General features: G+C 74.3%; 12 protein-coding genes. 6 read left to right on the top strand and 6 right to left on the bottom strand.

Annotated features, from left to right (window positions below; all coding sequences use genetic code 11):
• Window positions 1–58 precede the first annotated feature (58 nt).
• On the top strand, window positions 59–1,759 hold the full coding sequence (gene ctaD, locus ACZ7D7_RS31890) for an aa3-type cytochrome oxidase subunit I (protein ID WP_470828862.1): 1,701 nt from the start codon (window positions 59–61) through the stop codon (window positions 1,757–1,759).
• Here the strand turns inward: ctaD and ACZ7D7_RS31885 are convergent.
• Both ACZ7D7_RS31885 and ACZ7D7_RS31880 read right to left on the bottom strand, forming a co-directional pair.
• Window positions 1,744–3,060 carry an ABC transporter substrate-binding protein gene (locus ACZ7D7_RS31885; RefSeq protein ID WP_470828860.1) on the bottom strand — a complete coding sequence of 439 codons (1,317 nt, stop codon included), beginning with the start codon at window positions 3,058–3,060 and terminating at the stop codon, window positions 1,744–1,746. The genes ctaD and ACZ7D7_RS31885 overlap by 16 nt on opposite strands.
• Window positions 3,029–3,604: an MTB12 C-terminal domain-containing protein gene (locus ACZ7D7_RS31880; RefSeq protein WP_470828859.1), complete on the bottom strand. Its 576-nt coding sequence runs from the start codon at window positions 3,602–3,604 to the stop codon at window positions 3,029–3,031. Before ACZ7D7_RS31880 ends, ACZ7D7_RS31885 begins: the two co-directional genes overlap by 32 nt.
• A gap of 131 nt (window positions 3,605–3,735) precedes the next feature.
• Between ACZ7D7_RS31880 and ACZ7D7_RS31875 the strand changes: the two genes are divergently transcribed.
• From ACZ7D7_RS31875 to ACZ7D7_RS31865, 3 genes are read left to right on the top strand one after another with little or no spacing between them, the layout of a single operon-like run.
• A complete protein-coding gene (locus ACZ7D7_RS31875; RefSeq protein ID WP_470828857.1) occupies window positions 3,736–4,224 on the top strand; it encodes a hypothetical protein in 489 nt (162 codons plus the stop codon).
• A gap of 12 nt (window positions 4,225–4,236) precedes the next feature.
• Complete coding sequence (locus ACZ7D7_RS31870; RefSeq protein ID WP_470828855.1) at window positions 4,237–6,999, top strand: ABC transporter permease subunit; 2,763 nt, start codon at window positions 4,237–4,239, stop codon at window positions 6,997–6,999.
• Window positions 6,996–7,700: an ATP-binding cassette domain-containing protein gene (locus ACZ7D7_RS31865; RefSeq protein WP_470828854.1), complete on the top strand. Its 705-nt coding sequence runs from the start codon at window positions 6,996–6,998 to the stop codon at window positions 7,698–7,700. Before ACZ7D7_RS31870 ends, ACZ7D7_RS31865 begins: the two co-directional genes overlap by 4 nt.
• Here the strand turns inward: ACZ7D7_RS31865 and ACZ7D7_RS31860 are convergent.
• Window positions 7,600–8,223 carry a transglycosylase family protein gene (locus ACZ7D7_RS31860; protein WP_470828852.1) on the bottom strand — a complete coding sequence of 208 codons (624 nt, stop codon included), beginning with the start codon at window positions 8,221–8,223 and terminating at the stop codon, window positions 7,600–7,602. The genes ACZ7D7_RS31865 and ACZ7D7_RS31860 overlap by 101 nt on opposite strands.
• A gap of 261 nt (window positions 8,224–8,484) precedes the next feature.
• On the opposite strand from ACZ7D7_RS31860, the gene ACZ7D7_RS31855 reads away from it, so the two are divergent.
• Both ACZ7D7_RS31855 and ACZ7D7_RS31850 read left to right on the top strand, forming a co-directional pair.
• Complete coding sequence (locus ACZ7D7_RS31855) at window positions 8,485–9,303, top strand: hypothetical protein (protein WP_470828850.1); 819 nt, start codon at window positions 8,485–8,487, stop codon at window positions 9,301–9,303.
• An 86-nt stretch (window positions 9,304–9,389) separates the two neighbouring features.
• Window positions 9,390–9,791, top strand: coding sequence for a hypothetical protein (locus ACZ7D7_RS31850; RefSeq protein WP_470828849.1), 402 nt, complete (start codon window positions 9,390–9,392; stop codon window positions 9,789–9,791).
• 73 nt (window positions 9,792–9,864) lie between these two features.
• On the opposite strand, the gene der is transcribed toward ACZ7D7_RS31850, so the two are convergent.
• From der to cmk, 3 genes are read right to left on the bottom strand one after another with little or no spacing between them, the layout of a single operon-like run.
• A complete protein-coding gene (gene der, locus ACZ7D7_RS31845; RefSeq protein ID WP_470828847.1) occupies window positions 9,865–11,340 on the bottom strand; it encodes a ribosome biogenesis GTPase Der in 1,476 nt (491 codons plus the stop codon).
• Between the two features lie 48 nt (window positions 11,341–11,388).
• Window positions 11,389–12,114 carry a lysophospholipid acyltransferase family protein gene (locus ACZ7D7_RS31840; RefSeq protein ID WP_470828846.1) on the bottom strand — a complete coding sequence of 242 codons (726 nt, stop codon included), beginning with the start codon at window positions 12,112–12,114 and terminating at the stop codon, window positions 11,389–11,391.
• Window positions 12,072–12,749, bottom strand: coding sequence for a (d)CMP kinase (gene cmk / locus ACZ7D7_RS31835; RefSeq protein ID WP_470828845.1), 678 nt, complete (start codon window positions 12,747–12,749; stop codon window positions 12,072–12,074). Before cmk ends, ACZ7D7_RS31840 begins: the two co-directional genes overlap by 43 nt.
• Window positions 12,750–12,833 lie beyond the last annotated feature (84 nt).

Below are 12,833 nucleotides of genomic sequence, written 5' to 3'. Positions count from 1 at the left end.
ACGCGTGGCCCGGGCGTCGGCGGGCCCGGAACGCGATGAGCGAAGGGGCAAGCGAGCGATGGGGACGCAGACCGTTGAACCGGCGGCACGACCCGGCCGGACACCGCGTGGGAAGCGGCACGGCCGGGTGGTCGTGGACTGGCTGACGACCACCGACCACAAGAAGATCGGGCACCTCTACCTGATCACGTCGTTCGCGTTCTTCCTGGTCGGTGGCGTCATGGCGCTGCTGATGCGGGCCGAGCTGGCCAGGCCCGGGCTGCAGGTCATGGACAACCAGCAGTTCAACCAGCTGTTCACGATGCACGGCACGATCATGCTGCTGCTGTTCGCCACACCGAGTTTCGCGGGCTTCGCCAACGAGCTGATGCCGCTCCAGATCGGCGCGCCCGACGTGGCCTTCCCGCGGCTGAACATGCTGTCCTACTGGCTGTTCCTGTTCGGCGGTCTGATCGTGCTCGGCTCGCTGCTGGTGCCGACCGGTCCGGCCGCCTTCGGATGGTTCGCCTACGCGCCGCTCAACAGCATGGAACGCTCGCCCGGAATCGGGCCCGACCTGTGGATCATGGGCCTCGCGCTGGCCGGATTCGGCACGATCCTCGGCGCGGTCAACTTCGTCACGACCATCATCGGAATGCGGGCCCCCGGAATGACGATGTTCCGGATGCCGATCTTCACGTGGAACACGCTGTTCACGTCGATCCTGATCCTGATGGCGTTCCCGGTGCTCGCGGCGGCGCTGCTGTGCCTGGAGGCCGACCGGCGGTTCGGCAGCCACGTCTTCGACGCGGCCAACGGCGGGGCGCTGCTGTGGCAGCACCTGTTCTGGTTCTTCGGCCATCCCGAGGTCTACATCATCGCCCTGCCGTTCTTCGGCATCATCACGGAGATCATCCCGGTGTTCAGCCGGAAACCGATCTTCGGCTATCTGATGCTGGTCGGCGCGACGATGGCCATCACGGGTCTGTCGGTGGTCGTGTGGGCGCACCACATGTTCGCGACGGGTGCGGTGCTGCTGCCGTTCTTCTCCTTCATGAGCTTCCTGATCGCGGTGCCGACGGGCGTGAAGTTCTTCAACTGGACCGGCACCATGCTCAAGGGCTCGCTGTCCTTCGAGACGCCGATGCTGTGGTCGGTGGGCTTCCTGGTGTCGTTCCTGTTCGGGGGGCTGACCGGGGTGATCCTGGCGTCGCCGCCGCTGGACTTCCACGTCACGGACACGTACTTCGTGGTCGCGCACTTCCACTACGTCGTCTTCGGCACCGTCGTCTTCGCGACCTTCGCCGGATTCTTCTTCTGGTGGCCCAAGTTCACCGGGAGGATGCTCGACGAACGGCTCGGCAAGATCCAGTTCTGGACGCTGTTCACCGGGTTCCACACCACGTTCCTGGTGCAGCACTGGCTGGGCGCCGAGGGCATGCCGCGCCGGTACGCCGACTACCTCGCGGCGGACGGCTTCACCGCGCTGAACATGATCTCGACGATCGGCTCGTTCCTGCTCGGCCTGTCGACCCTGCCGTTCCTCTACAACGTCTGGAAGACCGCGAAGTACGGCGAGAAGGTCGACGTGGACGACCCCTGGGGCTACGGACGCTCCCTGGAGTGGGCGACGTCCTGCCCGCCGCCCCGGCACAACTTCACGACGCTCCCCCGGATCCGCTCGGAGTCCCCGGCGTTCGACCTGCACCACCCGCGGTACGCGGCGGAGATCCCGCAGCCGGAGCCGAAGCGGCACCAGGCCGGTCAGGAGGGTTCGTAGGGCAGTTGCGGGACGGTGAAGCAGGTGCGGTTCATCTCGCCCTGGGAGACCCAGCCCCTGCCGTCCCGCCAACGGGCCACCGACAGGCACGTCCTGCGCTCCCGCGGCGGTTCGGCCAGCCGCTCGAAGGCGACCGGGAGCAGCAGGCCGCCCGCGGTGTAGCCGTCGGCGCGGGCGACGTACGCGTCGACGCACGCGCGCGTGATGCCGGCGGGCGCGCAGGACCGGGCGGCGTCGGTGAACCACCTGGCGGCGGCCCAGCCCTCCAACTGCCACTGCGAACGCGTCTGAAGCCCTTCGGTCGCGTCCCGGAACTCCCGTACGGCCGGGTGCGCGGCGTCGTCGTGGTTGCGGCTGGAGCCGGTCACCCACAGGGCGTTGCGGCAGTGCGGGGCGTCCTTGTAGTCGCGCGGGACGGCGGACGTCCAGTTCTGCGCGTTGGTCACCTTGGCGGTGACGCGGGCCCCGACGTCGTCGAGCGCCGCGCACAGCCGGGCGTTGCCGTGCCGGTCGACGGCGTCGAAGACCACGTCGGCGCCCTGCTGCTTCAGGTCGGCCGCGACGGCGCGGAAGTTGGGCAGCGCGAAGTCGACCTGCTCGGTGACGACCTCGTAGCCCTCGGCCCGCAGGCCCCGTTCCAGGAGCCGGGCGTAGGCGGCGGACGCCGGCTGGTTGTAGGAGACGACGGCGGCGGTGCGGGCGCCGTGCTCGCGCTTGAAGTAGCGGTAGGCCTCGGTGCCGCCGTACAGCGTGCCGTCCCAGCCGGGCGTGCCGTCGCGGGGCGCGAGGCTGCCGTGGATGGCGTAGAGGTGCGGGTGGGTGTCGTAGGCGGGGCCGATGGGCTGGCCGCCGATGTCGGGCACGCGCGCGCGTGAGGCGCGGGCGGCACCCGCGTAGTCGAGCACCGTGGTGGCGACCAGGGCGACGACCCGGTCCTCCTCGACCAGCCGGCGCACGCACTCGTTGTTGCCGGCGCCGCTGCCGCCGTCGTCGCACAGGCGCACCTCGACGCGCCGCCCGTCGATGCCGCCGCGCGCGTTGAGGCGGTCGAACCACGCGCGGGCGCCGTCGCGCGGGCCGGTGAACGCGCTGCCGCCGATCGGGCTGGTGGCGCTGGTGAGGATGCCGACACGGATCGGCCCGCCGGCCCGCGCGGTGGGGTCCGGGCCGCGCTCGAAGGCGCTCTCGGGCAGGCGGCTGCCGCAGGCCGTGCCGAGGACGAGCAGCAGCGCCGCCACGAGGGCGTGTCGCGCGAGCCGCCCTCGCGCCTCAGCAGCCCGGTACGGCCGGCGCCGAGCCATCGCCGCTCAGTCGCACCAGTGCGCACAGGGACTTGACGGACACCTTCCAGGTGCCGTCCTGCTCTACGGACGTCCCAGACGCGTCGGGCAGCGCCGTGGCGCCCTTGAGGGTCAGCGCGTACGTCACGTTCGCCTCGGTGGGCGAGGTGAACGCGACCTTGCGGACCTTCGCCGCCACCTGTCCGCCGCGTTCGTCGCCGCTGAACGCCCGCAGCACGGGCGCCATCCGGTCGCCGTTCTCCAGCAGTTCCTGCTTGTCCTCCAGGGAGGTCTTCGGGTCGAAGAACTTCTCCCAGTTCTGTCTGACCTCCTGCTCGGCCGCGGTCACGTCAGCGGGCGCGCTGGGCGGCGCGCTGGTCGTGGTCCGTGCTGTCGGCGTGGGGGGCGGGCCGTCGTCGGCGCCGCCGTTGTCGTCGGTGCACGCCGCGAGGGCCGGAGCCAGTGCCAGGAGGAGGGCGGCCGCCACGGCCGTACCCCGTCCCGCCGGCCTTGGGCCGCTTCCCCGCCGTCCGTTCCCCCGCCTGAGGTCGCTCCCGAGAACCATCTGGCTCACCACCGGGTGTCGGTCCGGGTCGTGCGCGCCCGGTTCTTCCAGGGTCGGCTTCCGAAAGGCATAGTGCAAGCCATTGGCGGCCCTGCCCCGGCAGCCGGTCGCACGACGTGTGGGAGCCAGCGATGCGGACAGGCCGACTGCGGACCGCGCACCCCGTCCTGTGGGCCGGCTGGGCCGCGCTCGCCATCGGCGCCGTGCTGTGCGTCGTCGGCTGGTACGGCGTCTCCGGCGAGCGGTTCGCCGAGCGGCAGCTCCCCTACCTCGCGTCCTGCACGGTGCCCGGCGCGGCCCTGATCGTCGCGGGCGCGGTGCTGCTCGCGCACGGCCGTTCCGCGCTCGCCGCCGCGCGCGTGGAGGAGCTGTACGGGCTGCTGGTGGCAGCCGGGCCGGAGGCCGGGGCGGAGTCCGGGGCGGAGGACGGCGGGCCGCCCGGCGCGCCGCTCGCGGTCAGCGGAGAGATGCTGATGGTGCCGGGCGGCACGCTGTGGCACCGCGCGGACTGTCCGCTGGTCGCGGGGAAGGCGGAGGCCGTGCCGGTGGACGGCGCGCTGCTGGCGAGCGGTGAGCTGGACCCGTGCCCGATCTGCGAGCCGGCCGCCGCGGACGACTGACCTCCGGGGCCGATGAGTTCGCTGACGTACGACCTGACGCTCGCCGGTCTGTCGGTGGGCGCCGCCGCCGCGCTCACCGGGATCGGCCTCGTCGTCACGTACCGCGCGACCGGCGTCCTCAACTTCGCGCACGGGGCGATCGCCATGGTGTGCGCGTACGTGCTGCGGAGCTGCGTCGTGGAGTGGGGGTGGCCCCTGTGGCTCGCGGCGGCGGTGACGCTGCTGGTCGTGGCGCCGGGGCTCGGGGTGGCCCTGGAGCGGTTCGTGTTCCGGCCGCTCGCGGTGCTCGGCGGGGACCCGGCGCGGGCCCTGGTCGCGTCCCTCGGGGTGTTCGTGCTGCTGGTGGGCGGGGCGGCGCTGCTGTGGGGGCAGGGCGCGCGGGACGACGCGCCGGAGGTGTTCCCGGCGGGCGGGCCGTGGGCGCAGCTGGCGGTGGTGGCCGTGCTGGCGGCGGGCGTCGGGGCGGTGACGCGCCGGACGCGGTTCGGGCGGGAGCTGCGGGCGGTCGTGGACGACCGTGAACTGGCCGTGCTGGCGGGGATCGACGCGGACCGGGTGGCGGCGGCGGGCTGGGCGTTCGGCTCGTTCACGGCGGGCCTGACGGGCGTGCTGCTGGCGCCGTACGTGCGGCTCGACCCGTACGGGCTGCCGCTGCTCGTGATGGAGGTCGTGGCGGTGGCGGTGGCCGCGCGGATGCGGAGCCTGCCGGTGGCCGTGGGCGTCGCGCTCGGCGTCGGCGTGGCGCAGAGCCAGCTGACGCGGCTGCATCCCGGGGGCTGGGCCGAGCCGCTGCTCCAGGCGGTCGGCGCCAACCTGTTCGTCGTCGCGCTGCTGGTCGCGGCCCTGGTGCTGCCGGGTGTCGGTGCGCGTGACGCGCTGCCTCGCCCGGTCACCACGCGCGTGCCGGCGCCGCCCGGCGCGTGGATCGTCGCCGGGGTGCTGTTCCTGCTGCCGCTCGGCTTCGCCGGCCGGGACCTGCACACGTCCGTGCAGGTGCCCGCGCTGGCCGTGGTGCTGCTGTCGCTGGTCGTGGTGACCGGGCGCGGCGGCCAGGTCTCGCTCGGGCAGGCGGCGTACGCGGGTCTGGGCGCCCTGTTCACGGCGCTGCTGGCGGCGGGCCGCTTCCCGGGGCTGCCGCGCCTGCCGGAACTGGCGGCGCTCACGGCGGCCGTGCTGCTGGTCGCGCCCCTCGGCCTCCTGACGGGGTGGCCCGCGATCGGGCGCCGGGGCCTCGCGCTGGCGCTGGCGACGTTCGCGGTGGGCGTCGGCGTGAGCCGCTTCGTCTTCGCGCAGCCCTACGCCACGGCGGGACTGTCCCTGGGCCGGCCCGCGGGCTTCGTCGGCGACCGCGCGTACTACGTCCTGGAGTTGGTCCTGCTGGCGTGCGCCCTGCTCGCGGCGCGGGCGCTGCGCCGGGGCCGTACGGGGCGGGCCCTGGCGGCGATGCGGGACCACGAGCGGGGGGCGTCGGCTGCGGGCGTCCGGGTGCCGTCCCTGAAGCTGCTGGCGTTCGTCGCGGGCGCCGCGCTGGCCGCGCTCGGCGGCGGCATGCTCGGCATGGGCCTGCGGGCCTTCGACCCGGCCGCCTACGACCCGGTGCGCGGCCTGCTGTGGTTCGCCGCGGTCGTCGTCCTGGGCGCCGACAGCACTTTGGGCGCGCTGGCCGCGGCCGCCCTCCTGGTCGGCCTCGACGCGGGCACGCGCGGCGGGGTGGCAGCCGCGGTGATCGGCGCCCTGGCGCTCCTCGTGGCGCACTTCCCGAACGGCCCGGCCGAGGCCTGGCGCAGGGCGTCGACGGGCCCGCGACCGGGCGGACGGACGGGTGTCCCGGCGCCGGGGGCGCGTCTGACGCCCCTGGGCTCGGCGGTGCGGCACCGCCTGCGCGAGGAGCGGGCAGCCGCCCGGACGACTGCCGACGCCCAGGCGGCGGGGGCGGGTCCGTCACCGCTGACGGCGGCGGCACGACGCCACCCGCGCCCGGACCGGGCGGGCGCCCCCGCGCCAGGGGCGGGCCTGTCCCTGCCGACGGCGTCCCGGAGCCGCCCCCGCGGCCCTCGTCACCCCGGCGGCCCCGTGCTGCTGGCCGCCCGTGAACTGCACGTCCGTTACGGCGCGTTCGTCGCCCTCGACGGGGTGTCGGTCGAGGTGCGGTCGGGGCGGGTCACCGCCGTGGTCGGGCCCAACGGGGCCGGGAAGAGCACGCTGTTCCACTGTCTGGCGGGGACCGTGCGGCCCGCGCGCGGGCAGGTGCTGTTCGCCGGGCGGGACATCACGCGGCTGCCCGCGCACGCCCGGACCCGGCTCGGCGTCGCCCGGACCTTCCAGCAACTGGCCGTGTTCCCGTCGCTGACGGTCGCCGGCAACGTCCGGGTGGGCGCCGAGCAGGGCCGCGTCGCCGATCCGGCCGCCGTGGAGCGGATGCTGCGGCTGTTCCGGCTTGACGGGGCGGCGCCCGCCGCCGGCCTGCCCACGGGCACGCTGCGCCGCGTGGAGCTGGCCAGGGCGCTGGCGGGCGCCCCTCGGGTGCTGCTGCTCGACGAGCCCGCCGCGGGCCTGGACGCCGACGAGGTCGCCGCGCTGGCCCGGGTCCTCGGGGCGCTGGCCGCCGACGGCACGGCCCTGCTGGTGGTGGAGCACGACCTGGATCTCGTCGCCGGCGTCGCGGACGTCGTGCACGTGATGACCGCGGGCCGTGTCGTGGCGTCCGGCCCGCCCGACGGCGTCCTCGGCGCCGGCCCGGACCCCGGCGCCCCGGGCACGGAGGTCCGCCGATGACGACGATCTCGCTGCGTCACGCGCGCGTGCGCTACGGCCCCCTGGAGGCTCTGCACGGCGTCACGCTCGCCGCCGCCGGCCCCGGCGTAACCGTGCTGCTCGGCCGCAACGGCTCCGGCCGTACGACCGTGCTGCGCGCGCTCGCCGGAACGGTGCCGCTGTCGGGCGGCGCGGTGGTGTGGGACGGCGTGGACGTGACCGGCCTGCCCGCGCACGAGCGGGCCCGGCGGGGACTGTGCCTGGTGCCGGACCGGCGCGCGGTGTTCGCCTCGCTGACCGTCCGCGAGAACCTCGCCCTCGGCGACCCCGACGCCGCGCTCGGCGCCTACCCCGGACTGCGGCCCCTGCTGGACCGCCGCGCGGGCACCCTGTCGGGCGGCGAGCAGCGCATGCTGGCCGTGTCCCGCGCCCTGTCGGCACACGCGCGTGTGGTGCTCGTGGACGAGCCCGCGCAGGGCATGGCACCGGCGCTCGCGGAACGGACGTACGCACTGCTGGGCGGGCTCGGCGCGTGCGTGGTCCTCGCCGAGCAGCGGCTGCCGCCCGCCCTGCGCGGACGGGCGGCAGTGGTGTACGAACTGCGGCGCGGCTCGGTCGTGTTCAGCGGTGAGGCGCGGGAGACGGCTCGTCGGACAGCGGCGGACCGAACACGGCCGGGCCGCGGTCCGCGTCCTGGGCGCGGGCCGAACCCTTCGGGATGACCAGCAGCGTGCCGACGCGCAGCAGGTCGGGCCGGGGTCCGACGGTCTTGCGGTTGGCGTCGTACATGCCGCGCCAGCCGCCCTTGACGCGGTACTTGCGGGCGATCGAGGAGAGCGTGTCGCCCGGCTTCACGGTGTGCATGCGGCCCTTGAGCCCGTACCGCTTGGAGCAGACCGGCCAGGCCTCCCAGCCCTGTACGGCCAGCACCTCCTGGGCCACCGCGATCTGCTCGGCGCGGGTGGCGAGGTCGGCGCGCGGCGCGTACTTGAGGCCGCCGAACTCCCGCCAGGTGGGCTGCCAGAACTGCAGTCCGCCGTAGAAGCCGTTGCCGGTGTTGGCGTCCCAGCGCCCGCCGCTCTCGCACTCGGCGACGCAGTCCCAGGGCCACTTGTCCTTCGGGCAGTGGCGGGGCGCGCTCGTCGTGGGCGGCGTCGTCGAGGGTGCGGCCGCGTGCGCGGCGCCGGGGGCGAGGGCGGCGAGCAGGGCCGCGGCCAGGGCGAGCGTGATCGGCTTGGCGTGCATCGCCCCACGCTAGGCGGCCCGCGGCGCACGGGCGGACAGGCGCGTCCGGTGCGCGAGGGCGGCCCACCCGGTCGGCGGACGGGACGGTACCGCCGCCCGCCCGGGGCCCGCCGCGCCGTGCACGGTCCGTATCCGTTCGCCCCGATGCGTGACTCCCCCCACGGCTCACCCGTTGTCTTCTTCATGAGCCGGGGACCCACCCGGACCACGGGCCGGGGGCCACCCGGCCTCGTCACGCACCGCATCCCGAGGGAGCCACCCGTGCCGCGCATGCTCGACGTCAGCGACGAGGTACGCGCCGAGATCGGCGACGAAGAAGCCGACCGGCTGCTCGCCGGAGACACCGCCCCGGGCAGTTACGACTGCACCTCCTGCCGCACTCCGGGAGACTCGGAGCAGGAGCGCACCAGCACCGTCCTGTTCATCGGGGACGAGACCGCCGTGCTCGCCTTCGCCCACGCCACCTGCCTGCCCTCGCAGGTCGTCCAGGTCACCGAGGAGCAGCTCCAGGGGGCCGTGAAGTCCATCACCGGGGACGGCGCCGGCGCGCCCGCCCCGCAGCAGCAGGCCGTGCCCGGTCAGGCCGGCCCCGAACAGGCCGCGCCCGAGCAGGCGGTCCTCGGCGTGACCAGCGGACTGGTGCTGATCGCCGGGGAGTTGCACCCGGCGCTGGTGGTCGAGCCGACCACGCCCATCGTGCGGCCGGGCTCCACGGGCTCCGGCGACGACTTCCTGCCGCTGCTCATCGAGCAGGGCTTCATGCCGGTGACCGAGCTGTCGGCGGTGCCGCCGGTGCTGCACGGCTGGTCGGTGCTGCTCGCCATGGGCCAGCTGCACGCCGTGCTCCAGCCGGGGCCGAACGGCGGCCAGTCGGTGGCCTGGTGGCAGGCGCACCAGCCGCTGCTGGTCACCGACGGCTGGCGGGCGGCCGCCAACAAGCACCAGCAGGTGCTGATGTTCGCGGCGTCCGTCGGGTCCATCGGCCGCCAGCCGCGCGAGGACCTGCTGCGCGACGCGCTGGACAAGGCCGCGGCGAACGGCAGGCTGGTCGCGGCGGCGCTGCCGCTGACGGGCACCTGAGCGGATGCCGCGCCCCCGGCGGCAGTTGACCTGCGAAAGCCGTCCGGGAGCCGCATCCCTTGGCGGGCGGGGTCGTTTGGACATACGTGCACACATACGACGTTCCCCGCCGCCAGTCCTATCAGCCGCTGCCCCCGGGGCGGTCGGCCAGGGACTCCCAGGGCGGCCCATCGGCCACGCCGATCTACGACGAGCTCTACGCCGAGTACGTCAAGTCCTTCCGCACCCTGCCGGGCGACCGCAGCGGCGAGGAGGACCTGGGCTTCACCGCCTTCGGGAACAACCCGCACGGTACGGGCTCCTGGAGCGGCTCCGGTCAGGGATCGCACGGCGGCTCGTACAGCGCCTACAGCGCCGGAGCGAACAGCGCCCGCCACACCACGGGCCAGTTGTCGCCGTGGCAGCGCGTCGGGCAGATCGAGCGGCAGGGCTCCGGGACGCACCACGTGCCGGCGGCCCTGCCGCCCGGCCCGCGTCGCGGGCTGTGACGCCCGGCCGGGCACGGCACGGCGAAAGGGGCGGCTTCCTCCCAGGGCCGCCCCTTTCGCCGTGCTCAGTGGGTCACTTCTTCCTGCCGCGCTTCTCGCGCACCCGCACCGAGATGTGGATCGGCGTGCCCTCGAAGCCGAACTCCTCGCGCAGCCGGCGCTCGATGAAGCGCCGGTAGCCGGCCTCGATGAAGCCGGAGGCGAACAGCACGAACCGCGGGGGCCTGGTGCCGGCCTGCGTGCCGAACAGGATGCGCGGCTGCTTGCCGCCCCGCACCGGGTGCGGGTGGGCGGCGACGAGCTCGCCGAGGAAGGCGTTCAGCCTGCCCGTCGGGACGCGGGTCTCCCAGCCCTCCAGCGCCGTCTCGATCGCCGGGACGAGCTTCTCCATGTGACGGCCGGTGCGCGCCGAGACGTTCACCCGGGGCGCCCACGCGACCTGGCCCAGCTCGGTCTCGATCTCCCGCTCCAGGTAGTAGCGGCGCTCCTCGTCCAGGGTGTCCCACTTGTTGAACGCGAGGACGAGGGCGCGGCCCGCCTCGACGGCCATGGTGAGGATGCGCTGGTCCTGCACCGAGATGGACTCGGAGGCGTCGATCAGGACGACGGCCACCTCGGCCTTCTCGACGGCGGCGGCGGTGCGCAGCGAGGCGTAGTAGTCGGCGCCCTGCTGGAGGTGGACGCGCTTGCGGATGCCGGCGGTGTCGACGAACTTCCAGGTGACGCCGCCGAGTTCGATCAGCTCGTCGACCGGGTCGCGGGTGGTGCCGGCGAGTTCGTTGACGACGACGCGCTCCTCGCCCGCGACCTTGTTCAGCAGCGAGGACTTGCCGACGTTCGGGCGGCCGATCAGGGCGATGCGGCGCGGCCCGCCGACGGCGGTGCCGAAGGTCTGCGCGGGGGCCTCCGGGAGGGCCTCCAGGACCTTGTCCAGCATGTCGCCGGTGCCGCGGCCGTGCAGCGCGGAGACCGGGTACGGCTCACCGAGGCCCAGGGACCACAGGTAGGCCGCGTCGGCCTCGCCGCTCGGGCCGTCGACCTTGTTGGCGCACAGCACGACGGGCTTGCCGGCCTTGCGCAGCAGGCGGACGACCGCCTCGTCGGTGTCGGTCGCGCCGACCTTGGCGTCCACGACGAAGACGACGGCGTCGGCGGCCTCGATGGCGTACTCGGCCTGCGCGGCCACGGAGGCGTCGATGCCGAGGACGTCCTGCTCCCAGCCGCCGGTGTCGACGACCTTGAAGCGGCGGCCCGCCCACTCGGCCTCGTAGGTGACGCGGTCGCGGGTGACGCCGGGCTTGTCCTCGACGACGGCCTCGCGGCGGCCGATGATGCGGTTCACCAGGGTCGACTTGCCGACATTGGGGCGGCCGACGACGGCGAGCACGGGCAGCGGGCCGTGCCCGGCCGCCTCGATCGCGCCCTCGACGTCCTCGAGGTCGAAGCCCTCTTCCGCGGCGAGCTCCATGAACTCCGCGTACTCGGCATCGCCAAGCGCCCCGTGGTCGTGCTCCTCGCCCGAGCCCTCGGAGTGGATGTGGTCGTTCATGAAGTCCGTACCTCGTTCATCGTGGTGATCGGTGGAACCGACCGTTTCCTAACGGTCTGATCCACTACTCAGTGTGGCCCGGCGGCCGGTCAGCCGCCTGGCGTTTTCCAGGTGCGCGGTGAGCTGCTTCTGGATGCGCTCGGTCGCCGCGTCCAGTGCCGCGCGGGTGCGCCGTCCGCTGCCGTCGCCCGCGTCGAAGGGGTCGCCGAAGACGACGTCGACGCGCGAGCGCAGCGGGGGCAGCCCCTTCAGCAGCCGTCCGCGCCGCTCGGCGCTTCCCAGCACGGCCACCGGGACGATCGGCGCCCCGCTGCGCACGGCGAAGTACGCGAGCCCGGCGCGCAGCGCGGCGAAGTCGCCCTCGCCGCGGGTGCCCTCCGGGAAGATGCCCAGCACGCCGCCGCCCGCGAGGACGCCGAGCGCCCGGGTGACGGCGGCGCGGTCGGCGGTCGAGCGGTCCACCTTCAGCTGGCCGATGCCGAGCAGGAAGGGGTCGAGCGGACCGACGAACGCCTCCTTCTTGATCAGGAAGTGCGTCGGCCGGGGCGCCACGCCCATGACCATCGGCCCGTCGATCATGTGGCTGTGGTTGACGGCGAGGATCACCGGGCCGGTCGCGGGCACCCGCCAGGCGCCGAGCACCCGCGGCTTCCACAGCCCGTACATCAGTCCGACGCCGATCCGCCGACCGACCTCGGCGCCCCGCACGGACGGGGCCTCGGAGGCAGCCGTCACTTCGCGGCCCGCTTCTCCTCGACGAGCGTGACGACGCACTCGATGACCTGCTGGAGCGTGAGCTCGGTGGTGTCCACCTCGACCGCGTCGTCCGCCTTGGCCAGCGGCGAGGTCTTGCGGCTGGAGTCGGCCGCGTCCCGCTTGATCAGGGCCTCGCGGGTGGCGTTGACGTCGGCGCCCTTCAGCTCGCCGCTGCGGCGGGCGGCGCGCGCCTCCGGGGAGGCGGTGAGGAAGATCTTCAGGTCGGCGTCCGGCAGGACGGTCGTGCCGATGTCGCGCCCCTCGACGACGATGCCCCGCTCGGCGGACCGGGCGATGGAGCGCTGCAGCTCGGTGATCCGGGCGCGCACCTCGGGCACGGCGCTGACCGCGCTGACCTTGGAGGTGACCTCCTGGGTGCGGATCGGGCCTGCCACGTCGGTGCCGTCGACGGTGATCGTCGGGTTCGACGGGTCGGTGCCGGAGACGATGTCCGCCTTGTCGGCGACGGCGGCGATCGCGGCCGGGTCGTCGATGTCGACGCCGTTGTTGACCATCCACCACGTGATCGCCCGGTACTGGGCGCCGGTGTCCAGGTAGGACAGGCCGAGCTGCGCGGCCACGGCCTTCGACGTGCTCGACTTGCCCGTGCCGGAGGGGCCGTCGATGGCGACAATCACTGCGGCGCGTTCCACTGTGGGGGCACCTTTCCTGGTCCTGGGTGGTGGGCGGGGGCGGAGGGGCCCCGGACAAGGTTACTGCGTACGAGTGGCCCCCCG

It is taken from the genome of Streptomyces sp. NPDC037054 (assembly GCF_055606745.1).
The sequence above is the reverse complement of the archived record's forward strand: the minus strand, read 5'-3'. Positions and strand labels throughout refer to the sequence as shown.